Source organism: Actinophytocola xinjiangensis (assembly GCF_001921215.1).
Taxonomy (GTDB): Bacteria; Actinomycetota; Actinomycetes; order Mycobacteriales; family Pseudonocardiaceae; genus Actinophytocola; species Actinophytocola xinjiangensis.
The window spans coordinates 13,468-34,722 of the sequence record NZ_MSIF01000025.1 but is presented as its reverse complement, the minus strand read 5'-3'; the positions used below and the strand labels follow the sequence as shown (position 1 = coordinate 34,722).

At 71.5% G+C, this 21,255-nt stretch carries 17 protein-coding genes; 3 read left to right on the top strand and 14 right to left on the bottom strand.

Annotation, left to right across the window (positions count from 1 at the left end):
* Positions 1 to 22: 22 nt before the first annotated feature.
* Both cyaB and BLA60_RS34155 read right to left on the bottom strand, forming a co-directional pair.
* The gene (gene cyaB, locus BLA60_RS34160; RefSeq protein ID WP_075137191.1) at positions 23 to 592 is read right to left on the bottom strand and encodes a class IV adenylate cyclase; all 570 of its coding nucleotides are present in this window, start codon (positions 590 to 592) and stop codon (positions 23 to 25) included.
* On the bottom strand, positions 589 to 2,028 hold the full coding sequence (locus BLA60_RS34155) for a hypothetical protein (protein WP_075137282.1): 1,440 nt from the start codon (positions 2,026 to 2,028) through the stop codon (positions 589 to 591). Before BLA60_RS34155 ends, cyaB begins: the two co-directional genes overlap by 4 nt.
* A gap of 136 nt (positions 2,029 to 2,164) precedes the next feature.
* On the opposite strand from BLA60_RS34155, the gene BLA60_RS34150 reads away from it, so the two are divergent.
* Positions 2,165 to 3,640, top strand: coding sequence for a peptide deformylase (locus BLA60_RS34150; protein WP_075137281.1), 1,476 nt, complete (start codon positions 2,165 to 2,167; stop codon positions 3,638 to 3,640).
* A gap of 3 nt (positions 3,641 to 3,643) precedes the next feature.
* Here the strand turns inward: BLA60_RS34150 and BLA60_RS34145 are convergent, their stop codons facing one another.
* The 4 genes from BLA60_RS34145 to BLA60_RS34130 all read right to left on the bottom strand — a co-directional run bounded on the left by BLA60_RS34145 (position 3,644) and on the right by BLA60_RS34130 (position 11,936).
* Positions 3,644 to 4,300, bottom strand: a complete 657-nt coding sequence (locus tag BLA60_RS34145) for an MOSC domain-containing protein (protein ID WP_075137190.1) — start codon at positions 4,298 to 4,300, stop codon at positions 3,644 to 3,646.
* A gap of 68 nt (positions 4,301 to 4,368) precedes the next feature.
* Entirely contained in the window at positions 4,369 to 6,024 is a 1,656-nt protein-coding gene (locus tag BLA60_RS34140; protein WP_075137189.1) for a (2,3-dihydroxybenzoyl)adenylate synthase, read from the bottom strand.
* Positions 6,014 to 11,206, bottom strand: coding sequence for a type I polyketide synthase (locus tag BLA60_RS34135; RefSeq protein ID WP_075137188.1), 5,193 nt, complete (start codon positions 11,204 to 11,206; stop codon positions 6,014 to 6,016). Before BLA60_RS34135 ends, BLA60_RS34140 begins: the two co-directional genes overlap by 11 nt.
* A gap of 64 nt (positions 11,207 to 11,270) precedes the next feature.
* Positions 11,271 to 11,936, bottom strand: a complete 666-nt coding sequence (locus BLA60_RS34130; protein WP_075137187.1) for a DUF4386 family protein — start codon at positions 11,934 to 11,936, stop codon at positions 11,271 to 11,273.
* Between the two features lie 90 nt (positions 11,937 to 12,026).
* Here BLA60_RS34130 and BLA60_RS34125 point away from each other — a divergent pair, with 90 nt between their 5' ends.
* Positions 12,027 to 12,416: a nuclear transport factor 2 family protein gene (locus tag BLA60_RS34125; RefSeq protein WP_075137186.1), complete on the top strand. Its 390-nt coding sequence runs from the start codon at positions 12,027 to 12,029 to the stop codon at positions 12,414 to 12,416.
* Between the two features lie 3 nt (positions 12,417 to 12,419).
* On the opposite strand, the gene BLA60_RS34120 is transcribed toward BLA60_RS34125, so the two are convergent.
* The 5 genes from BLA60_RS34120 to BLA60_RS34100 all read right to left on the bottom strand — a co-directional run bounded on the left by BLA60_RS34120 (position 12,420) and on the right by BLA60_RS34100 (position 16,995).
* Positions 12,420 to 13,055 carry an NAD(P)-dependent oxidoreductase gene (locus tag BLA60_RS34120; protein WP_075137185.1) on the bottom strand — a complete coding sequence of 212 codons (636 nt, stop codon included), beginning with the start codon at positions 13,053 to 13,055 and terminating at the stop codon, positions 12,420 to 12,422.
* A 69-nt stretch (positions 13,056 to 13,124) separates the two neighbouring features.
* A complete protein-coding gene (locus BLA60_RS34115) occupies positions 13,125 to 14,558 on the bottom strand; it encodes a tryptophan 7-halogenase (RefSeq protein WP_075137184.1) in 1,434 nt (477 codons plus the stop codon).
* A 2-nt stretch (positions 14,559 to 14,560) separates the two neighbouring features.
* A complete protein-coding gene (locus tag BLA60_RS34110) occupies positions 14,561 to 14,956 on the bottom strand; it encodes a nuclear transport factor 2 family protein (RefSeq protein WP_075137183.1) in 396 nt (131 codons plus the stop codon).
* Positions 14,957 to 14,965: 9 nt separating this feature from the next.
* Complete coding sequence (locus BLA60_RS34105) at positions 14,966 to 15,997, bottom strand: alpha-ketoacid dehydrogenase subunit beta (protein WP_075137182.1); 1,032 nt, start codon at positions 15,995 to 15,997, stop codon at positions 14,966 to 14,968.
* Between the two features lie 20 nt (positions 15,998 to 16,017).
* Complete coding sequence (locus BLA60_RS34100; protein WP_075137181.1) at positions 16,018 to 16,995, bottom strand: thiamine pyrophosphate-dependent dehydrogenase E1 component subunit alpha; 978 nt, start codon at positions 16,993 to 16,995, stop codon at positions 16,018 to 16,020.
* A gap of 121 nt (positions 16,996 to 17,116) precedes the next feature.
* On the opposite strand from BLA60_RS34100, the gene BLA60_RS34095 reads away from it, so the two are divergent.
* Positions 17,117 to 18,301 (top strand): trans-sulfuration enzyme family protein, encoded by a 1,185-nt coding sequence (locus BLA60_RS34095; RefSeq protein ID WP_211288938.1) that lies wholly within the window; start codon positions 17,117 to 17,119, stop codon positions 18,299 to 18,301.
* Positions 18,302 to 18,456: 155 nt separating this feature from the next.
* Here BLA60_RS34095 and BLA60_RS34090 read toward each other — a convergent pair whose 3' ends face one another.
* The 3 genes from BLA60_RS34090 to BLA60_RS34080 all read right to left on the bottom strand — a co-directional run bounded on the left by BLA60_RS34090 (position 18,457) and on the right by BLA60_RS34080 (position 21,137).
* Complete coding sequence (locus BLA60_RS34090) at positions 18,457 to 19,131, bottom strand: endonuclease V (protein ID WP_075137180.1); 675 nt, start codon at positions 19,129 to 19,131, stop codon at positions 18,457 to 18,459.
* Positions 19,132 to 19,215: 84 nt separating this feature from the next.
* Positions 19,216 to 19,929 carry a glycosyltransferase family 2 protein gene (locus tag BLA60_RS34085; protein ID WP_075137179.1) on the bottom strand — a complete coding sequence of 238 codons (714 nt, stop codon included), beginning with the start codon at positions 19,927 to 19,929 and terminating at the stop codon, positions 19,216 to 19,218.
* Entirely contained in the window at positions 19,926 to 21,137 is a 1,212-nt protein-coding gene (locus tag BLA60_RS34080) for a glycosyltransferase 87 family protein (RefSeq protein ID WP_084735678.1), read from the bottom strand. Before BLA60_RS34080 ends, BLA60_RS34085 begins: the two co-directional genes overlap by 4 nt.
* Positions 21,138 to 21,255 lie beyond the last annotated feature (118 nt).

The following is a 21,255-nucleotide window of genomic DNA, read 5'->3' as shown; positions in this document are numbered from 1 at the left end:
TCCGCGAGGAGGGTGGCCGCCCTTACGCCGTGGTCCGGTGCAGAATCAGGTCGCGGTAGGGCAGCCGGACCACCGGGCAAGCGGTCAGGCCGAGTTGCCGTTCCACCTCGTCCAACAACAGGGTCGCCACCGCCGGATCGTGTGCCATCACCTCGGTCTCCACGAACGGACCGACGCCGGTGACCAGGTCGATGGCCACGGTGACGTCGTCGTGGTCAGGGTGACGAAAGGAGGTGCGGGACTTCTCGACCGTGCACAGCGCCACCATGCCCAACACGTCCAACAGGGTGTCGGCGGCGGTGGCCTGGCTCGGCGAGGACAGGACCACGGTGGTCTCGGGTTTGGCGATGACGCCCGCCGCCGAGTGCGTGACGGCGTCGGAGGGCGGTTTGTAGGTGATCTCCGCGAACTCGTCACTCCGTCGAACACGCAAACACTCCACAGTGGCCAGGAAGTCGACATCCGGGCGGCTGTAGTAGGTGTCGACCTCGACGCTCGTACCCACCTCGCGGAAACCGGTGTCGGCCAGGCGTGTCCGCAGGGCCACGACGTCGCCCAGCTCCCGCTTGCGCTCCACCTCGATCACGCTCATGACGCCCCGTTGTCTCCCTTGTTGATTGCCGTGTACATCCGGGCCAGGCTCGACTTGCCACAGCAGCTGGCAACGGTGTCGAACGCCCGGCGCAGGGTGGTCTCGTCAGCGCACGGCACGTTCTGGAACAACACGAGCAGCTTCGCGTCGGGCAACGGGTTGGCCAGCCGTCTGGTCAGGAACCGGTTGTAGTAGCGCCGGTCGACACGGGTGATGTCCCCGGCCAGGACAGGCATCAGGACCGTACCGGTACCTGCTTGCGCCGAACACACCGCGAACGCGGTGATCAGTTGGTCGGCGGTCAGATAGGCGTAGGTTTCTCGACCTTCGCGCGCCAGCCAGCTGTCCCACACCTGTCGGCAGGTGGCGTCGCCGGACTCCGCGGCGTCCAGAAACGCCAGCAGGGCAACATCGGTCACCGCGTCGGCGATGTCACTGTCGATGGTCTGGTGGTCGGTGTAGGGCTCGCTCATCGCGGCCAGCATCCTCCGCTGGTGGGCGGTCAGCCAGCGCACCTCGCCGCCGAGCCGGTAGTGCACCCGTTTGTGGCCGGTGTGGAAGTCGATCCAGTCCGCAGCCAGCTCACCGTCCAGTACGGGAGTGAAACCCAGGATTCCGGAGCGCCACACGTGATCGCGGAAGGTGACATAGTGACGTTGGATCTCGCGGAACAGCCCGACCGGCGCCGTGATCACCGCACAGGCCTCTCGGTCCAGTTCCGCCACCGGCACGATCCGGGAGTGCTGGTGGGCCACCAGCTCGTCGTCCGCGCGGTGATAGGGGTGTGTACCCTCCGCGAGGTACAGCGGCGTGAACAGTCGAAGGAAGGTCAACCAGGCCCGCGAGTGGTACGACTGGACGACCCGGTCGTGCAGCGACGGTCCGTCCACCGCGAATACGTCCCGGTAGGCGAAGAACCCACCGGATTTCAGCACCGTGGGCAAGGTTCGCATCATGGCGTGCAACCCGGCGTATCCGCCGCCATAGGAGTACACCTCGTGCATCAGGGCGGACGCGCCGATCACGTCCACCGGCTCGGTGAGCAGCGTGCCGAGGTCCCGAGCCAGCCCATGGCGTAGCTCGCATTCACCAATCCTGTTGAACTCCTCGATGGCCCGAACCAGCGACTGTGAGGTCACCCCGGGTGCCTCTATCAGGGTCAGCTGAGGGCCAGGCGTCTGGGAAGGCCCTCTGTCTCCAGAGTTGGCGAACTGTGCGGCCAGGTGAGCGACCGCTGCCCCTCCACCTGGGCCGACCTCGACCATCCGTTGTCGGTCGCGCCCCACACGCCCCAGGGCACGCCACACCAGGGAGGCTTTCTCTGATCCGTGCGTGTTCGCGGCGTTGTCCAGGTAGCCGGGGTCGGATTTGTGCTCATGGACGAAGTTCCGTGATCCGGCTGGGCCGGAGTCGGTGGCGAGGGCCTGGACGCTCATCATTGCTCTCCTCGGCGCGGACTCGTTGGTGTCGGGAGAAGTCAAGGAGACGTCAACCGTGGGACGGTGGCTAGACTGAGCAGTGACTCACGGTGCGTTCACGCACACTCACAGTTTGAAGTGGTGGGGGTTGGCAATGGATCCGGCGGACGCAGAGGTCAACGGGTTCGCCATCGAGCTCAAACGATGGCGGGACGTACGGGGCCACTCCCGAACCACCCTTGCCAAGGCGATGGGTTATGACCGCTCGTACGTGTCCAAGGTCGAGTCCGGAACCGAACGGCCGTCAGAGGCCTTCGCGATGCAGGCCGAGAAGGCGTTGCGTACCGGCGGGGCCCTGCGTGCCGCGTTCCGCGACCACGCACGTCCCGTCCACAGCCGGTCACCTGTGCCGAATGACCTCGGGGAGAAGGGCGGGACCGGAAGTCTGGTCGTCAACCACGACGACGCGACATTGCACTACCAGGACGGGGTCTATCGGCTCACCCAGCGGCGCCATCTGGTCAACAACAGCGGCGAGCCGATCAGTCGTTATCTCGTCCGTATCTCCGTCGACCGTTTCCCGGGCGATCCGGAGCGCTCGAACCAGCTTTACAGCGAGACCCCACTCACCTGGGACGAGATCGGTCTGCGGGCCTGGCACGGACCCGATCGCACGAACCCGATGAGGTGGACCGTCCACCATGATCGCGACGCCTTCAAGGAGATCTGGCTGCTCTTCTCCGGCGAACACGGCCATTTTCCTCTGTATCCCGGGGAATCCTGCTGGATCGAGTACGAGTACACGGTGAGTGAGGTTCATTGGGGGAACTGGTTCCAGCGCGCGGTTCGACTGCCGACCCGGACGCTGTCGGTGGTTCTGAACTTCCCGGCGGAACTCACCACTTCCGTATGGGGCTTGTACACCTCGATGACCTCGCAGGCGGTCCCGTTCGCCACCGCCATCGCTCGCGACGTGAGCAGCGACCGACACATCTTCTCGTGGTCGTGTGAGGACCCTTCACTACACGCTCGTTACCGGCTCGAATGGGATTTCCGTGGCCGCGCTGCCCACGGACCCGCACCCACCCCGAGTGAGGTCATGGCTGGGCTCGGGATCGTCCAGGCAGATGATGATCGGTTGCGGCGGGTGGCCCGCCAGTTCGATCTTCCGGCTGAGGCCGATGAGGCCCGGCGGGTCGTGGCCGCGCTGGCCTCGGCGGCGCAACGGGTCGCGCGGGTCCACACCTTTGGCAAGGGTATGGGTGTGGCGGCCCCCCAGATCGGCATCGACCGGGCCGCCGCGATCGTACGGACTCCGGAGGGTGAGGTACTCACCCTGTTCAACCCGAGCGTTGTCGAACACGGCGGCGAGATCGACGAGCAGTACGAGGGCTGCCTGTCATTCTTCGACGTACGTGGTCAGGTGCCACGTTCGCACGTCATCCAGGTCGAGCACACCACCATCGATGGTGATCCGATGATCACCGTGTTCGAGCGCGGGACAGCTCGGCTGGTCGCGCACGAGGTCGATCACCTGCACGGCTGCCTCTACACCGATCGGATGCGCGAGGGGGTCGAGCCCATCCCGGTCGAACAGTATCGCGGCAGTGGAACAAGCTGGAAGTACTAGGCCTTACGCGTTGCCGAGGCGGCGGTGGATCTTGGCGAGGTCGTCGGCGGGGAGGGCGTCGGCGACGACGAGGCGGGGCAGCAGGTCGGGCTGGAGGGTCATGGCGCGGAAGGCCAGGGCGACGGTCACGTCGTGCGCGGGCCGGTGCGTGACCGTGACCGGGTCGCCCGCGCGGATCTCGCCGGGTTCGAGGACGCGCAGGTAGGCGCCCGGTTCGGCCGCCGCCATGAACGTCTTCGTCCAGTCAGGTTCGGCCATCCAGCTCTGGAAGGTGCTGCACGGGATGCGCGGGCAGGACACCTCCAGCAGCAGGTCCGGCCCGATCCGCCAGCGCTCGCCGATCAGTGCGCCGTCGACGTCGAGGCCGACGGTCGTGAGGTTCTCGCCGAAGACGCCGTCGGCCAGGGGGCGGCCGAGGCGGGTGGACCAGCCGTCGAGGGCCTCGCGGGCGTAGGCGTACACGGCCTGGTCGTCGCCGCCGTGGTCGGCGATGTCGTAGACCCGGTCGCCGGCCAGGCCGACCGCCCCCGTCCCTTTCGGACCGGGGGCGGTGACGGCGACCGGACCGGACACCGGGCGCTTGTCGATGCCGGTGGTGCCGGCGGGCTTCGCCGGGTTGGTCCGGGGGACACCGACGTTCACTGAGGCGAGGTAGGACACGGCCCGATGCTACTGACCTGCACCGACAGGCGCCGCCCCGTTTTCGTGCCGGTCCGGGCGGCGGGTCGCTAGGCCGCCCGGCTCTCGCCCCGGGCGAGGATGTCCTGGCGCAGGGCCTTCTTGTCGACCTTGCCGACGGCGGTGAGCGGGAAGTCGGTGACGATCTCCAGTTGCTGGGGGTGTTTGAACTTCGCCACACCCTGGGCGGCGAACAGTGCCCGGACCTCGTCCAGTGTCAGGGAGTAGTCCTCGTGGAGGACGACGCAGACGCAGACCAGTTCGCCGTACTCGGGGTCGGGCAGGGCGATGGCCGACACGCGGCGCACCGCCGGCAGCAGGTCGACGACCGCCTCGACCTCGGGCGCGGAGATCTTCTCGCCGCCCCGGTTGATCAGGTCCTTCACCCGGCCCTCGACGACGAAGTTGCCGTTGCGGTGCCATCGCACCAGGTCACCGGTGCGGTACCAGCCGTCGGGGGTGTAGGCGCGGGCGTTGTGGTCGGGCGCCCGGAAGTAGCCGCGCGGCGTGTACGGGCCCCGGGTGAGCAGCTCGCCGGTGCCGCCGAAGGGCACCGGGCGGCCGTCCTCGTCGACGATGAGGATCTCGTCGGCCTCGCTGATCGGGCGGCCCTGGGTGTGGTTGGTGACCGAGACCGGGTCGTGCGGGCGGGTGTAGTTCAGCAGGCCCTCGGCCATGCCGTACACCTGCTGGAGGGTGCAGCCCAGGGCGGGGCCGATGCGGGCGGCGAACGCCGGGTCGATGACCGAGCCGCCGACCTGCACCAGGTCCAGCGACGACAGGTCGTGGGTGGTCGTGGCGGCGGCCTCGACCCAGCGTTGGGCGATGGCCGGCACCAGCGACGTGACCGTGGCGCGTTCGCGTTCGATCGCCGGGAAGGCGACCTCGGGTTTGGGGGACCGGATCATCACGACCCGGCCGCCGTGGATGAGGGTGGCGAGGATCCCCGGCGAGCCGAGCGGGAAGTTGTGTCCCATGGGGAGGGTCACCAGGTACACGGTCGACTCGTCGAAGCCGCAGACCGCGCCGGACTGCCGCGCGTTGTACTCGTAGTCCTGGTGGGTGCGGCTGATGATCTTCGGGGTTCCGGTGGTGCCGCCGGAGAGCAGGAACAGGGCGATCTCGCCGGGGTCGGGGGCCTGGGCGTCGAGCCGGGCCCGCAGCCGGGTCGGTTCCTGGCCGCGTTCCAGCAGCGTCCGCAGGTCCACATGGGACTCGTCGACGTGCTCGCCGAGGACCAGGACCTCGCACGGGCGGCCGAGGGACTCGGCCAGGTCACCGGCCAGCCGCTGGTGGTCGAACCGCTGCCAGGTGTCCGGCACGACGATCGCCCGCACGTGCGCGAGGTCGGCCAGGTAGTTCAGTTCGTGCTCGCGGTGGGCCAGCAGTGCCAGCACCGGCGCGACGCCGATCCGTTGGCACGCCAGGAACAACGCCACGAACTCCCAGGTGTTGGGCAGCTGCACCAGGATGTTGTCGCCCTCGCGCAGGCCCAGGTCGAGCAGGTTGTCGGCCAGCGCGTCGGCGTGCTCGGCCAGGTCCTGGTAGGTGATCGCGTACTCGCCGTCGACGATGGCCACACGCTCGCCCCGCTCGTCGGCCCAGCTCCACAGCCAGTGGCCCAGTGGCTTGCCGCGCCAGTAGCCCGCCGAGGTGTACCGCTCGACGAACTCGGCCGGCCACGGGGTGAATCCGTCACGCTGCATTGGTCCTGTCCTCTCCCATCAGGCTCTCGCCGGCGAGCAGCTCGGCGAGGAAGTCGCTGATCGCCCGCACGGTCGGTGAGTTCCACAGCAGGGTCGCCGGCAGGCTGACCCGGAACTGGCGTTCCAGCCGCCCCCGGATGAGCTGGGTCATCACCGAGTCCAGTCCCATCTCGATCAGCGGGCGGCGCACGTCCAGCTCGTCGACGGCCAGTTTCAGCTCCGCCGCGACCTGGGCGGCGACCTCGCCGGCCAGGTACTCGCGCAGCTCGCCGTCGCGCAGCCCGGCCCACGGGGTGCCGGTGGTGGCCGGCGCGGGCGCCTGGTCGGCGGTCAGCTCGGCGAGCAGCGGCGGGCGGCGCATCCCGGGCAGCGTCGGCACGGTGCGCAGCACGGCGACGTGGTCGACCGGCTGCCGCTGCGCGTACTCCCACGCCCGGAACGCCTCCTCGGCGGTGATGTCGCCGGTGCCGCGCGCGGCCAGTTCGGCGTCGATCGCCGCCGACGAGGTCGACATGCCCAGGCCGCGCCAGGACGTCCAGGCCAGGCTCAGCGCGTCGCCCCGGTGCCTGGCCAGGCCGTCGAGCACGGCGTTCGCGGCGGCGTAGGAGGTCTGGCCGGGCAGCCCGAGCAGCTGGCCGGCGGAGGAGAACAGCACCAGGAACTCCAGGCTGCCGGGCGGGAACAGCTCGTGGAGCACCAGCGCGCCGCCGGCCTTGGGGGCCAGCACCCGCTCCAGCGACGCGTGGTCCACCTCGCCGGCCAGCCGGTTGTCCAGCACCCCGGCGGCGTGCACGACCCCCCGGATCCTCGGCAGGCCCAGGGTCGCGGCGGACAGTTCGCGGGCGGCTTGGGCCGGGTCGGCGACGTCCAGGGCGAGCGTGGCGACGGTGACCCCGGCGGCCTCCAACGCGCGCACACCCTCGATCCGCCGTACCAGGTCGGGGTCGGTGGCCCGGTCCCACTCGGTGCGCGGCGGCAGTGCCTGGCGCCCGGCGAGCACCAGCCGGCGCGCGCCGCGCCCGGCGAGCCAGCCGGCGACCTCCAGGCCCAGTACGCCCAGGCCGCCGGTGACCAGGTAGGTGCCGCCGGGGTGGCAGGTCAGCGGCGGGCGGGTGGGGGCGCCGTCGACGGGCGCGAGCCGGGCCACGGCCAGGTCGGCGTGCCGCAGGCTGAGCACGTCCTCGGCGGGGCGGGCGGTGAGCAGCAGCCGCAGCAGGCCGGCGGAGCCGACCGGGTCGGTGGCCGACAGGTCGACGATCCCGCCCCAGAACGCCGGGTACTCCCCGCCCAGCACGCGCCCCGCGCCCCACAGCGCCGACTCGGCGACCGCGTCCAGGCTCGCCGCCTCACGCACGCCCCGGGTCAGACACCACAGCGTGGGGGCCGTGTCCCAGCCGGCGAGGACCTGGGCGGTCCTGGTCAGCAGCCAGGTCGCGGCGGCGGCGTCGGTGCCGGCCGGCGCGGCGACCAGCACGGCGGTGCCCTGACCGGGACGTAACTCCTCCAGGGTGGACGGATCGGCGACCGACTCCCACGGCACACCGGCGTCGGCGAAGGAGTCGCCCAGGCGCGCGGCCAGGCCGGCGTCGCCGACGAACACCACGCCCTCCAGGGCTCCGCGCGGGCGGCTGGGCAGCTCGTAGGGCCGCCATTCGACGTGGTGCACGAGCCGGCGGGGGCTGGCCGGGGCGCCGATGTCGCCGTCGAGCACGCCGTAGCGCAGGCCGGTGAGGGTGGCCACGACGGTGCCGTCGGGGCTGGCGACGGTGACGTCGACGGTGTCGGCCGACCCGGGCCGCACCCGCACGCTGATCACCGCCTCGGCCGGCGGGTGGCCGCCGACGGTGACCCGCCGGATGGCCGCCGGCATCCGCAGCGTCGCCTGGCCGTCGAACACCACCGACGCCGCCGACAGTGCCGCGTCCAGAATGGACGCCCAGGTCGGCGGCAGGGTGTCGTCCGGGTCGGCGAGCACCCGCACGAACAGCTCCCCGGCGCCGCGCCGGATCCGTTCGACGCGCCACGGGAAGCCCATGGCGGCCACGCCGAGGGAGGCCAGCCGGTCGATCACGTAGTTGGGGTCCAGCCGTTCGGTGCAGCGGTCGCGCAGTCGCGCCAGCGGCAGGGTTTCGGCGCCCGGGGTCTCGGCGACCGGCGGCACGACGGCGGTGGTGTGGGTCAGCCAGCCGGCGTCCGGCTCGGAGTCCCGTTCGGCGCCCAGTCGCGAGCACAGCCGCAGCGTGCCGTCCATCTGCACGACCTGGAGTTCGCGGGCCAGGGCCGGGGACACCGGCACCCGCAGCGACACGTCGGCCAGCGCGTGCCCGCCGGCGGCGGCGAGGAACGTGGTGAGCAGCACCGCCGCCGGCACGATCTCGGTGCCCTGCACCGGGTGGTCGCCGGGGTAGGGCCGGCTGTCCAGGTCGAGCCAGGTCTGCCACAGCCGCACGGCCGAGGTGCCGTGCACGGTCAGCGGCGCGCCGAGCAGCGTGTGACCGTCCACGTCGTGCAGTCGGGAGTGGACTGTCGCACTGGCCCGCTGGTCGACCCGGTGGGCGCGGTGGCGCCAGGCGATCACCGGCAGCTCCACCAGCCCGCCGCCCTGGCCGGAGAAGTCGACCGGCACGCCGTGGCAGTGCAGCGCGGCCAGGTTGGTCAGCAGCGACGCCTGTTCTGGCCGGTTGCGGCGCAGCGTGTGCGCGACGACCGCGTCGGTGACGCCCTCGGCGGCGAGCACCTCGTTGATCGAGTACGACACCACCGGGTGCGGCGCGATCTCGACGAACGCGCGGTACCCGTCGGCCAGCGCCGCCGACACGGCGCCGGCGAAGCGCACCGGGTTGCGCAGGTTGCCGGCCCAGTAGGCGCCGTCGCGCACGTCGCGCCCGCGCGGGTCCTCCAGCGACGTCGAGTACACCGGCACCGCACCGGCGCGCGGTGCGAGGTCGGCGACGGCCTCGGCGAGGTCGCCGACCAGCGGGTCCATGTGGTGGCTGTGGAAGGCCACGTCGGAGTTGACCCGCTGCACGTGCAGCCCGGCGGCGGTCCACTCCTTGACCACCACCTCCAGCTCGGCGACGTCCCCGGCGACGACCGTCGACGACGGCGCCGCCGCGATCGCCGCCCCCACGCCGTCCACATCGGACAGTCGGGCGCGGACCTCGGCGAACGGCAGGTTCACCATGGCCATCGCGCCCTGCCCGGCGACCCGGCGCAGCAGCGCCGAACGCCGGCAGATCAGCCGGGCGCCGTCGGCCAGGTCCAGCACCCCGCCGACGACCGCCGCCGCGATCTCGCCGACCGAGTGGCCGAGCACCGCCGCCGGGGCCAGGCCGCGCGCGGTCAGCACCCTGGCCAGCCCCACCTGCATGGCGAAGATCAACAGCTGGATGCGGTCGGTGTGCAGCAGGTCGCCCTCCAGCAGCGCCCGGCGCGGCGAGACCCCCAGCTCGGCCAGGCAGATCGGCTCCAGCTCGTCGAGCACCGCACCGAACTCCGGCTCGGTGCCCAGCAGCTCACGGCCCATGCCGATCCACTGCGACCCGTGCCCGGAGAACACCCACACCGCGCCGCGCCGCGCCCCGTCCAGCACCTGCCCGGTGACCAGCCCGTCACGCGGCTCACCCAACGGGATCTGCCGCAGCCGCGCGACCAGTTCGTCGCGGCCGGCGGCCAGCACGGCGCCGCGGTGGGTCAGGTGCGCGCGCCGGTCGGCCAGGGTGTGCGCGACGTCGGCCAGTTCCAGCGCGGCGTCGGCGGTGAGCCGGTCGGCCAGCGTGGCCGCGTAGTCCCGCACGGCCTCGACCGTGTTGCCGGACAACGGGTACACCCGCAGCGCCGTCCCCCGGTCCGGCGCCGGCACGGCCCGCGCGCCGGGCGCCTGTTCGAGGACCAGGTGGGCGATCGTGCCGCCGTAGCCGTAGCCGGACACCCCGGCGCGGCGCGGCCCGCCGGTGCTGGGCCAGCGGGTCAGCTCGGTGACCACCCGCAGCCCGGAGTCCTGCCAGGGGATGTCCGGGTTGGGGGTGGTCAGGTTGAGGCTGGGCGGGATGGCGGCGTGCTCGATGGCCAACACGGCCTTGATCACGCCGGCGATGCCCGACGCCGCCTCCAGGTGCCCGATGTTGGACTTCACCGAGCCGATCAGACACGGCCGGTCGGCGGGCCGGCCAACGCCGTAGACCGAGGCGATGGCGCCGGCCTCGATCGGGTCACCGGCGCGGGTGCCGGTGCCGTGCGCCTCGACGTAGTCGACCGACTCTGGCGTGACACCCGCCTGGGTGCAGGCCTGGCGCAGCATGTGTTCCTGGGCCTCGCGGCTGGGGGCCATGATGCCGTTGGTGCGCCCGTCCTGGTTGACGGCGCTGCCCCGGACCACGGCCAGCACCCGGTCGCCGTCGCGCCGGGCGTCGGCCAGGCGTTTGAGCACGACCATGCCGCAGCCCTCGCCGCGCCCGTACCCGTCGGCCGACGCGTCGAAGGACTTGGAGCGCCCGTCGGGGGCCAGCGCGCCAGCGGCGTCCATGACCATGGTCAGGCCGGGGGCGAGCATCAGCATCACCCCGCCGGCGATGGCCACCGGCGTCTCGCCCAGCCGCAGGCTCTGGCACGCCAGGTGCAGCGCCACCAGCGACGACGAGCACGCCGTGTCCACGACGAGGCTGGGCCCGCGCAGGTCGAGGGTGTAGGAGACCCGGTTGGCGACCGCGCACATCGACGAGCCGATGCCCGTCCACGCCTCGATGCGCGGCAGGTCCTCCAGCAGCCGCCGCCCGTGGTCGTCGGTGTTGACCCCGACGAACACACCGGTGTCGGTGCCGGCCAGGGCGCCGGGAACGATGCCCGCGTGTTCCAGGGCCTCCCAGCTGACCTCCAGCGCCATCCGCTGCTGCGGGTCCATCAGCGCCGCCTCGCGCGGCGAGATCCCGAAGAAGGCCGCGTCGAACCCGTCCACCTCGGACACGAAGCCGCCGAGCCCGGTCGTGCGGCGCAGCGCGGCGGCGTTGTCCTGGCTGGCGTCGCGGTAGTGGGCCCAACGGTCGGCCGGCACCTCGCCGATCGCGTCCAGCCCGTCGACCAACGCGTTCCAGAACGCCTCCGGCGAGTTCACCCCACCGGGCAGCCGACACCCCATTCCGATGATGGCTATCGCGTCGCGCGGGTCTTCCCGAGAGTTCTCCACGCCTCGATCATCCGTTTGGGACGTCCCGCCCACATCGGTCGCCAGTCCCGACCGGCAAGGAACCTCAGGTTCGGCGCGGCACCAGGAACCCGACCGCTACCAGCCACAGCAACGCGGCGAACCGGCCGACCGGGATCAGCACGGTCACCGCCTCGGCCACGAACGTGAGACTGGAGGCGACCGACACCCCCGCGATCACCAGGCCGGTCGCCGACAGCCACCCCGGCAGCAGCCCGGTTCGCAACGCCACCAGGCTCACCGCCCCCACCAGCAACGCCGCCGCCGCGACGTGCGCGAACCCGCCGAGCGCGAAGTACAGGTGGTGCAGGGCGCGGCGCACCGCCGGCTCGGCGGTCACCCCCGGGTGGGCCATCACCCACTGCACGACCCCGTTGAGCGCCAGGAACACCGCCGCCACCAGCCCGCCGGCCGACGCGACCCCGATCGGCCCCGGCAGTCCCGGGGCGAGCCCGCGCAGCCGGGTGACCAGGGTGGCGGTGCACACGGCGAGCGCGAGCCCGGTGCCGAACTGGAGGAACCCGACCCAGGACACCAGCGTGGGATGCGCGGCGTAGAAGGCGGCGATGTCGGCGTCGTCGGTGAACGGCGAGGTGTAGACCGCCCCGGCGGCGAACAGCCCGGCGAGCAGACTCGCGACGAACAACCCGGCGGTCACCACGGCGGGAGCGGCGACCGAGGTGTCGGTCGGCCGGGAAACCGTTGTCGTCATTGGATGATGGTAGATCCGGCCGGGTTCGGGCAGTGATTTCCCGATCTGCCGTCGAGTGCCCCGCGAGAGAATCGACAGTATGGTTGGGTCATGAGTGTTTCCGAGACGATCGAACGGTTCGCGAGCGCCGAGGCGAAGGGGGACTCCGACTCACTCGAGGTTCTGCTGACCGACGACTTCCGGGGCGTCGGACCGCTGGGTTTCGTGCTCACCAAGGAACAGTGGATCGGCCGCTACCGCTCCGGCGCGTTGCGACCCACCGCGTTCGACCTCGGTGACGTGCTCGTCCGCGAGTACGGCGACACCGCCGTCGTGCTCGCGGCGTCCACACAGGAGGGTAGCTACAACGGCCACCCCGCCAACGGCGATTTCCGGCTGACGCTGGTACTCGCGAAGGCCGACACCAGCTGGCAGATCGCGCACTGCCACCTGTCCGGCCCGCTCGGCCCGCCGCCGGGCCGCCCCCCGACGGCGGACTGACCCTCAGTAGGCGATCTCCACGGTGGCGCGGGAGACCTCCGCGTCGGTGGCGTGCAGCAGCAGGTAGTGGGCGACGTCGGTGCGGGAGATCGACCAGCAGCCGCGGAGTTTCTCGTTGACGGCGGCGCGGTGGACGCCGGTCAGTGGGCCCTTCGTCAGCCGCGCCGCCCGCACCAGCGTCCAGTCCACATCGGACTCGCGGACGTGGCGTTCCATCAGGGCCATGTCCGCGTACGGCTTGGCGAGGATCCGGTGCAGCAGGAACTTCGACAGGAACCACTCGGCGAACTGTTTGGGCGAGGGCGGTTCCAGCGACGACGTCGACACCACCAGCAGCCGCTCGGCGCCCTCGGCGCGCATCGCGGCGATGATGTTCGCCGTCCCCTGGGAGTACACGGTGGTGGCGTGGCGGTGCATGCCGATGCCCAGCGCGGAGATCACCACCTGCGCGCCGGCCACCGCCTCGCCGACCGCCGCCGGGTCGAGGACGTCGCCGCCGACGACGGTGACGGCCTCGCCGAACTCCGCCAGGTCGGCGGGGTTGCGGGCCAGCGCCGTCACCTTGTCGCCGGCCTCCAGCGCCTGTGAGATCACCGCGCGCCCGGTTCCTCCGGTCGCGCCGAACACGGCCAGCCGCATACGTTCTCTCCTGTTCGCGCGGACGCCCGTGGCACCCCGGCTCCGGGGTGCCACGGGCGGATGAATGGATCAGGCGGCCTGCTGGCCGGCGGTGGCCCCGCGCACGGCGGCGACCAGGTCCGCGCGGCTGGCACCGGGCAGCTGCGGGGGCGGACCGCCCGCGAGCGCCCGGCCGACCCGCTCGGTGATCTCGTCGTTGGCGTACAGCTCGGCCGGCGACACCAGCGACATCATCACCTGCGCCACCCGCCGCCACACCTGGGCGTCCTTGGTGGACGCCGCGACGGCGGTGCCGAAGGTGACGATGCCCGGCGGCGGCATCTGCGGCCGCTCACCGGCCACGGTCGCCGCCCACAGGCCGGCCCGACCACGGTCGTTGGCGATCGACTCGCCCAGCCACGGCGCGAGCAGACCCTTGCTGGCCCCGGCGAACCGCGCGGCCTGCGCCCGGTCCACCGTCGGGTGCGCGGCCAGCAGGTCGACCAGCTCGAACACGTGCGCCAGCGCCAGCGACACGCCCCGACCGTAGGCCGGGTTGGTCGTGCACACCGCGTCACCCAGGCCGTAGAAGCCGACGGGCAGGTCGCCGGCCGGGTCGGCCAGGCGCGAGCTGTTGTCCAGCCCGCCCATCGCGTACACCGGCGAGATCGGCTCGGAGTTGCCCGGCGCGACCCAGCCCGCGAGCAGCGGGGTGGCCCGGATCGCGGCGGTGAACGCCTCCTCCTCGCGCAGCGACTTCATCTCCTTGTCGTCGGGCAGCACGCCCAGCGAGATGGAGAACGTGTCGCCGTCGCCCAGGAACAGGACCGCCGTGTAGCTGTCCCACAGCCCGCCCGCGCCGAAGCCGCGGTTGAGCGGCCCGGGCGGCGCCGGGGTCAACCGGCGGTAGTAGCGGGTGTAGTAGGTGATCCGGCAGCTCTCGCTGGTCTGCTCGGGCACCGGCAGCCCGGCCGTCGCCAGCCACTTCGGCGCGTCGGTCTTGCGCCCGCTGGTGTCCAGCACCAGGTCGGCGCTCAGCTCGGTGCCGTCGGCCAGCCGCACGCCGGTCACCCGGCCCTCACCGGTGACCAGGCCGCGCACGGTCGCACCGGTCCGCACCGACACGCCCGGCCGCGACAGCGCCCGCGCCCGCAGCACCCACTCGAACACCGAGCGCCGCACGGTCAGCATGTTGAGGTCGTCGTCGGCCGGCTCACGCGCGAAGTCGCCGAGCATCGGCGGCGGCGAGTCGGCCAGGTTGACCCTGCCGGTGCCCGCGCCGAGCAGGTCCTCGTAGACGTCGGGCAGCCGGTCGCGCAGCAGGTTCGTGCCCCGCGACCCGAAGGCGTGCGAGTGCGCGGCCTGCGGCACCGTCGGCCGCGCCCACCCATCCGCCGCCTCGTCCAATGTGGACGGCGGGGCGGCGGCTTCCCGTTCCAGCACCAGCACCTCGTGGCCGGCGTCGGCCAGGGCGGCCGCCGCGGCGAGCCCCGTGACGCTGCCACCAACAGCGATGACCTTCATGCTCACGCGTTCCAGAACTCGTCGACGGCGTACTGGTCGTTCGGGTAGGTCCAGAACTCCTTGATCTTCCCGTCGACGATGCGCGCCACGTTGATGAACGGCATCTCCAGCACGCGGCCCTTGCGCTCGTAGCGGGTGTGCAGGATGGCGAAGGCGTGGTTGTCGCTGCCGCCGATCTCGGCGACGTCCATCCGCATCTTGCCCTCGGTCAGCTCCCACATCTTGTTGGCGAAGGCCGTGGAGTCCTTGATGCCGACGTGCTCACCGGACAGCGGGTTGCGCCCGGGGTAGTGGTGCACCGAGTCCTCGTGCCAGTAGGTGGCCGCGGTCTCGACGTCGCCGACGCCGAACGAGGCGTACACCTTCTCCATCAGCTGAACGTTGGGGTGGTCGGACATGTCAACTCCTCAGGATGCCTTGCTGATGACGGAACTCGGGAGGGTGGAACGAACAGCGTCGACGATCTTGTCGGCGTTGGGCGCGAACGCGTCCTCCAGCACCGGGCTGAACGGCACCGGCGCGTGCGGGCCGGTGACGGTGCGCACCGCCGCCGACAGCGACGCGAACCGGTTCTCGGCGACCGTGCCGGCGATGTCGGTGGCGATCGAGCAGCGCGGGCTCGACTCGTCCACCACGACCAGCCGGCTGGTCTTCTCCACGCTGGCGTACACGGTGTCGAAGTCGAACGGCGAGAGCGTGCGCGGGTCGATGACCTCCGCCTGGATGCCTTCCGCCGCAAGCTTCTCGGCCGCGCCGAGAGCCTCGTTGACCATCCGGCCGACCGCCACGATCGTCACGTCACCGCCCTCGCGGACGACCTTGGCCTCGCCGATCGGGATGGTGTACCGCTCCTCGGGGACGACGCCCCGGCTGCCGAAGTACAGCAGCTTGTGCTCGAAGAAGATCACCGGGTCGTCGTCCTGGATGGCCGAGGCGAGCAGCCCCTTGGCGTCCACCGGGTTCGACGGCGCCACCACCTTCAGGCCGGGGATGTGGGTGAACAGCGAGTACAGCGCCTGGGAGTGCTGGGCGCCCCGGCGCATCCCGGTGCCCCACATGGCGCGCAGCACCATCGGCACCTTCGCCTTGCCGCCCACCATGTAACGCAACTTCGCCGCCTGGTTGAGGATCTGGTCGAAGCACACCCCGGCGAAGTCGACGAACAGCAGGTCGGCGACCGGCCGCAGACCGGTGGCCGCCGCGCCGACGGCGGCGCCGACGAACGCCGCCTCGGTGATCGGCGCGTCGAAGATCTGCTTGGGGAACTGGTTGTGCAGGCCACGGGTCGGGCCCCAGGCGTGGCCCATGGTGCCGTCGCAGCCGTGGCCGCCGACGTTGTCCTCGCCGAAGACCACGACCGACGGGTCGGCGGCCATCTCCAGCGCCAACGCCTCGTTCAGTGCGTCCAGGTAGGACAGCACTCGCGGTGACTGGGTCATCTCTGTTCGCTCCCGGGTCTTCAGTAGGACACGTAGACGTCGGTCAACAGCTCGGACAGCTCGGGCACCGGCGCGGCCTTGGCGTCGGCGACGGCGACCTCGACGGCCGCGTCGACCGTCACGTCGACCTCCGCCAACTGCTCGGTGCTCAGCGCGGACGCGGCGGCGAACCGGACGAGGCAGTCGGCGTCGGCGCGCAGCCGCTCGACCTCGCCCTCGCCCCGGTAGCCCTGCTGGTCGAAGCCCTCCATGTGGCCGAAGAACCGGCCGGCCTGGCACTCGATGAGCGAGGGCCCGCCCCCGTCGCGGGCCCGCTTGACGGCCTCGTCGGCGGCGGCCCGCACGGCGAAGTAGTCGGTGCCGTCGACCACCACCGCCGGCATCCCGTAGGCCTCCGCGCGCCGGGCGACGTCGAGGCCGCGCAGGTGGTAGCGGGTGCCGGTGGCCTGGGCGTAGCCGTTGTCCTCGACGACGAACACCACCGGCAGCTGCCAGACGGTGGCCAGGTTCAGCGACTCGGCGAACGACCCCTGGTTGGCGGCGCCGTCACCGACGAACGCGACCGACACGTGCGGGCGCTCCAGCACCTTGGCGGTCAGCGCCGACCCGCACGCCAGCGGCGCCCCGCCGGCCGCGACCCCGTTGGCGCCGAGCATGCCGCGCTCGAAGTCGGCGATGTGCATCGAGCCGCCCTTGCCGTTGCACGAGCCGCCGGCCTTGCCGTACAGCTCGCGCATCATGGCGTTGATGTCGCAGCCCTTGGCGATGGCGTGCCCGTGGCCGCGGTGGGTGCTGGCGATGTAGTCGCCCTCGGTCAGCGCGCCGCACACCCCGGCGGCGACGGCCTCCTGCCCGGCGTACAGGTGCACCGCGCCGGGCAGCTCCCCGGTCCCGAACTCGGTGTGCACCCGCTCCTCGAAGGCGCGGATGGTCCGCATGACCCGGTAGGCCTCGATCAGTTCCTCGCGCCCCAGTGGGCCGGCGGATTCTGTCGCCATGGGAGGTTCCTTTCCACCTGGATGTCTGCCGGCGACGCTAGGTCGATTTGCGCAATTCCCCCTCGAAGCCCGAGCAACGCGACCGGTCGGCACGGACCCGACCGCGACGTAGGCTGAGCCGGTGAGCAGCGGCGACGAGGAGGTTCGAGTGCAGGACGACGCGCGGATGGAGACCCTCGCGGTACACGCCGGCGAGCAGGTGTCCGATCCGGACGGCTCGGTCGTTTTCCCGATCTACCAGGGCACGGTCTACCGTTCGGCGCCCGGCGAGAGCTACCACGACATCCAGTACCTGCGGCTGAACTCGACCCCGTCGCAGCGCTACCTGCACGACAAGCTGGCGGCACTGGAGGGCGCCCAGGCGGCGGTGGCGACGGCCTCGGGCATGGCGGCGGTCACCACGATCCTGCACACCCTGCTGGCAGCCGGTGACCACCTGTTGGTCGGCGACGTGCTGTATGGCGGAACTCACGACTTCCTGGCCAAGCACGCGGACCGGCTGGGCTGGGAGTACACGGTCATCGACCCGCACGACCCGTCGTCGTGGGAGGCCGCGCGCCGCCCGAACACGAAGGCGGTGCTGGTCGAGACGATCACCAACCCGCTGATGCGGGTCGGCCGGCTGCCCGAGCTGGTGGCGTTCGCGAAGGCGTCCGGCCTGGTCAGCGTGGTCGACAACACGTTCGCGAGCCCCGTCAACTTCCGGCCGCTCGCCGCCGGCTTCGACCTGGTCTTCCACAGCGCGACGAAGTACCTCAACGGCCACTCCGACCTGGTCGCCGGCTCGGTCGCCGGCTCGACGGAGCTGGTCGACAGCGTGCGGCGGACACTGAACATCTACGGCGGCACGCTGGACCCGCACGCCGGGTTCCTGCTGGCCAGGGGGCTCAAGACGCTGGCGCTGCGGGTGCGTGAGCAGAACGCGACGGCGCTGGCGCTCGCGGAATTCCTGTCGGCCAACGACACGGTGTCGGCGGTGAACTACCCCGGGCTGGCCGACCACCCGGACCACGCGGTCGCCTCGGAGCTGTTGAGCGGTTTCGGCGGCATGCTCAGCTTCCGGCTGGCCGGCGGTGTCGCGGCGGCGGAGACGTTCCTGTCGTCGCTGACCCTGCCGGCGGTGGCGCCGTCACTGGGCGGGATCGAGTCGCTGGTGACGCTGCCGGCGCGGACCTCGCACGCCGGCATGACCCCCGAGGCGCGGGCCGCCGCCGGGGTGCACGACGACCTGGTCCGCTTCAGCTGCGGCATCGAACACGTCGACGACCTGGTGGCGGACCTGTCGGGGGCCCTGGCGAAGGTCTGACATCCACAGGCGCGAGCGGGGTGTCCACAGCGCCCGACGTGCGGTGCGGGCCTGGTTGTCCACAGGTCCGCACCCTCGTGACCACCACCTGTCCACACCCGAGGGCGGGTTGTCCACACGACCATCCACAGACCTGCGATCACCGGACGTGACGGTCAGCGATCCCGGGACGAGCGCAGCGCGCGGCGGGACAACTGGTCGGCGAGCCGGGTGGTCTCCGGCAGGCGGTAACGGCGGGCCAGCCGCAACACGTACCGGCAGGCGGTGGGCAGATCGATCCGGTGGCCGACCGACACGAAGACCGGCTTCACGCCGCGTTGGGTGCGCAGGGCCACCCCCACCTCGTCGTCACCGTCGATCAGGGGACTGGTGGCGCCACGGTCGTCGGCGGGCGGCTGGTAGCGGCCGAGCGGGGTCTTCGCGACACCGATACTCGGCAGCCCGGTCACCACGCCGAGGTGCGAGGCGAGCCCGAAACGTCGTGGGTGCGCGATCCCGTTCCCGTCCGCGACCAGTAGCTGCGGCGGATCGGCCAACCGGTCCAGCGCGGCGAGCAGGGTCGGCAGCTCCCGGAACGCGAACAGGCCCGGCACATAGGGAAAGTCGCTCACGCCGACCGCGGACGCGGACACCACCTCGGCGCCGCTGGCCAGGTCGACGGTCACCACGGCGGCGGCCACCGTCGTCGAGTCCTCGGCGTAGGCGACGTCCAGGCCAGTCGCCGTGGTGGGGGCGAACCCGGGCGGGGGCACCCGCTCGACCAGCGGCGCGAGCCGCATCTGGAGTCGAACCGCGTCCTCGGTACTCGCTGCGGAGAAGAGATCCACCATCGGTTCGGCCTGTTCTCGATCGTCCCGGTCTCCGGGTCGTACACCACGTCCGGCGCCCACTCCGCCGAGCAGGTCAGGCCCAGGCTAGGGCGTGTCGGGGGTACCGCTGTCGTCGCGGGTGAGGCGTAGCCAGATCGCGTTGCGCAGGACCTGCCAGCCGGCCAGGAGGACGTTGATCTTGGTGCGGCCCCGGGTTCTTCTGGCGAAGTCGATGTCGTGGCCGGTGATGGTGTGGCCGGCGGCTCGGGCGTCGAGCAGTAACTCCAGGTCGAAGGCCCACCCGTTCGGGCGTAACTCGATCTGGTCGAGGACGGTTCGGCGCAGGACCTTGAGGCCGGACTGGACGTCGACGTCGAGGCCGTGCAGGCGCTGCAGCAGCCACCGGGACAGGCGGCTGAGCAGCCGACGGCCCAGGCTCGTGTCGTGGACGACCCGGTTCGCCACGACGACCTCGGCGGCGCCGGACAGCACGATCGCCACCATGGCGGGAAGGGCTTCCGGCGGGTACTGGAGGTCGGCGTCGATCATGCACAGCACGTCGCCGGTGGCGTGGCCGAAACCTTCGGCGATGGCCAGACCCTTGCCGGGGCTGTGGGTGCGGTGGACGAGGGTCACGGGGTGGGTGGCGGCCAGCGCGGTGACGACGGCGGCCGTGCCGTCGACCGAACTGTCGTTGACAACAAGTAACTCGTACACCCAACGGGTGCCCACCGACCGGTGAATGCGGGTGATGAGGTCGGGCAGGTTGTCGGCCTCGTCGCGGGCCGGGACGACGATGGAGACGACCGGCCCGCTCACGCGGCGGGCACGGGATCCGGGCGCGGACGGACCACCGCGACGACGGCCGCCACGAGCAGCAGCAGGCCGGCGATCGTCAACGAGTTGGTCTCGAACTGTTGGGCCACGGTCGAGGGAGTCATTCCCTCGTCCAGGGGCATGAACGTGTACGGAGCGACGAACGCCGCCGCCGCCGTCAGCACCACCGCGCCACCCCACGTCCACGAACGGGTCCGCACGGCGTGCGCGCCGAGCACGATCAGTGCCGGCACCAGCCACACCCAGTGGTAGGCCCAGGACACCGGCGACACCAGCAGCGCGATCACCCCGACCAGCACCGCCGCCTCGGTCACCAGCCCCCGGCGGTGCAGCGCCACGCACACCGCCAGCCCGCCGACGGCCACGACCACGGCGGCCAGCAGCCAGGACACGCTGACGTCGGGGTCACCGGTCAGCCGGGCGAGCATCCCGCGCAGGTTCTGGTTCAACGGGATGTTGGGGAACGGGTAGATCCGGTCGGCGTCCCACGCGTGGCTGCGCCAGTAGTCCCACGCCGGCCCCGGCAGCACCGCGAACCCGGCGACGACGGTCACCGCGAACGTGCCCAGCGCCGTCCACGCCTCACGGAAACGCCGGGTGAGCAGGAAGTACAGGATGAACAGCCCCGGCGTGAGCTTGATCCCGGCGGCGACGCCGATCAGCACGCCGCGACCGCGCGCGCCGTCGCGGCGCACCAGGTCGGCGACGATCAGCAGGGCGAGGAACGTGTTGATGTTGCCCGACCACAGTTCCTGCCAGCCCGGGTTGAACAGGAGGAACAGCCCGGCGGCGGCGACCCCGGCACCCAGCCGCACCCACCGGCGGCGCACCCCGATCCAGCCGGTGGTCAGCCACACGATGCCCTGCACCGCCAGGAAGATCCCGGTGAACCAGACGATGCGCACGGCCTCCATGGACAGCAGGCCCAGCAACGCGAACAGCAGCCCGGCGAAGGGCGGGTAGACGAGGCTGAGCTGGTCCTGTTCCAGCCAGTACAGGTAGGGGTTGTCGCCGCGAAGCACGGCTTCGCCGCTGGCGTGGAAGACCTGGAGGTCGAAGGTGGTCCACGGTCCCTCGTCGACGAGGGCCCTGGCGAGAAAGGCCAGCGCGACGGACAGTGCCGCCGCGCCGAGCACCACCAACGAGATGCGTCCCGCTGATCGGGACCGAATGCTGTCGACGGCCGCCATGAGTTCCCCTCACCTACCGGAACGACAAACGCGCGTAGCGTAGTGATCACGCGGGTGATCCCAGTACGGCCAATGTCCAAACGTTAGGGACTCGCTACCGACCCGTGTCAGGCATTCA

Bases quoted from the DNA above. Each gene is read 5' to 3' on its own strand.
- cyaB (WP_075137191.1), bottom strand. From the start codon at position 592: ATGAGCGTGATCGAGGTGGAGCGCAAGCGGGAGCTGGGCGACGTCGTG.
- BLA60_RS34155 (WP_075137282.1), bottom strand. From the start codon at position 2,028: ATGAGCGTCCAGGCCCTCGCCACCGACTCCGGCCCAGCCGGATCACGG.
- BLA60_RS34150 (WP_075137281.1), top strand. From the start codon at position 2,165: ATGGATCCGGCGGACGCAGAGGTCAACGGGTTCGCCATCGAGCTCAAA.
- BLA60_RS34140 (WP_075137189.1), bottom strand. From the start codon at position 6,024: ATGCAGCGTGACGGATTCACCCCGTGGCCGGCCGAGTTCGTCGAGCGG.
- BLA60_RS34130 (WP_075137187.1), bottom strand. From the start codon at position 11,936: ATGACGACAACGGTTTCCCGGCCGACCGACACCTCGGTCGCCGCTCCC.
- BLA60_RS34125 (WP_075137186.1), top strand. From the start codon at position 12,027: ATGAGTGTTTCCGAGACGATCGAACGGTTCGCGAGCGCCGAGGCGAAG.
- BLA60_RS34120 (WP_075137185.1), bottom strand. From the start codon at position 13,055: ATGCGGCTGGCCGTGTTCGGCGCGACCGGAGGAACCGGGCGCGCGGTG.
- BLA60_RS34115 (WP_075137184.1), bottom strand. From the start codon at position 14,558: ATGAAGGTCATCGCTGTTGGTGGCAGCGTCACGGGGCTCGCCGCGGCG.
- BLA60_RS34110 (WP_075137183.1), bottom strand. From the start codon at position 14,956: ATGTCCGACCACCCCAACGTTCAGCTGATGGAGAAGGTGTACGCCTCG.
- BLA60_RS34105 (WP_075137182.1), bottom strand. From the start codon at position 15,997: ATGACCCAGTCACCGCGAGTGCTGTCCTACCTGGACGCACTGAACGAG.
- BLA60_RS34100 (WP_075137181.1), bottom strand. From the start codon at position 16,995: ATGGCGACAGAATCCGCCGGCCCACTGGGGCGCGAGGAACTGATCGAG.
- BLA60_RS34090 (WP_075137180.1), bottom strand. From the start codon at position 19,131: ATGGTGGATCTCTTCTCCGCAGCGAGTACCGAGGACGCGGTTCGACTC.
- BLA60_RS34080 (WP_084735678.1), bottom strand. From the start codon at position 21,137: ATGGCGGCCGTCGACAGCATTCGGTCCCGATCAGCGGGACGCATCTCG.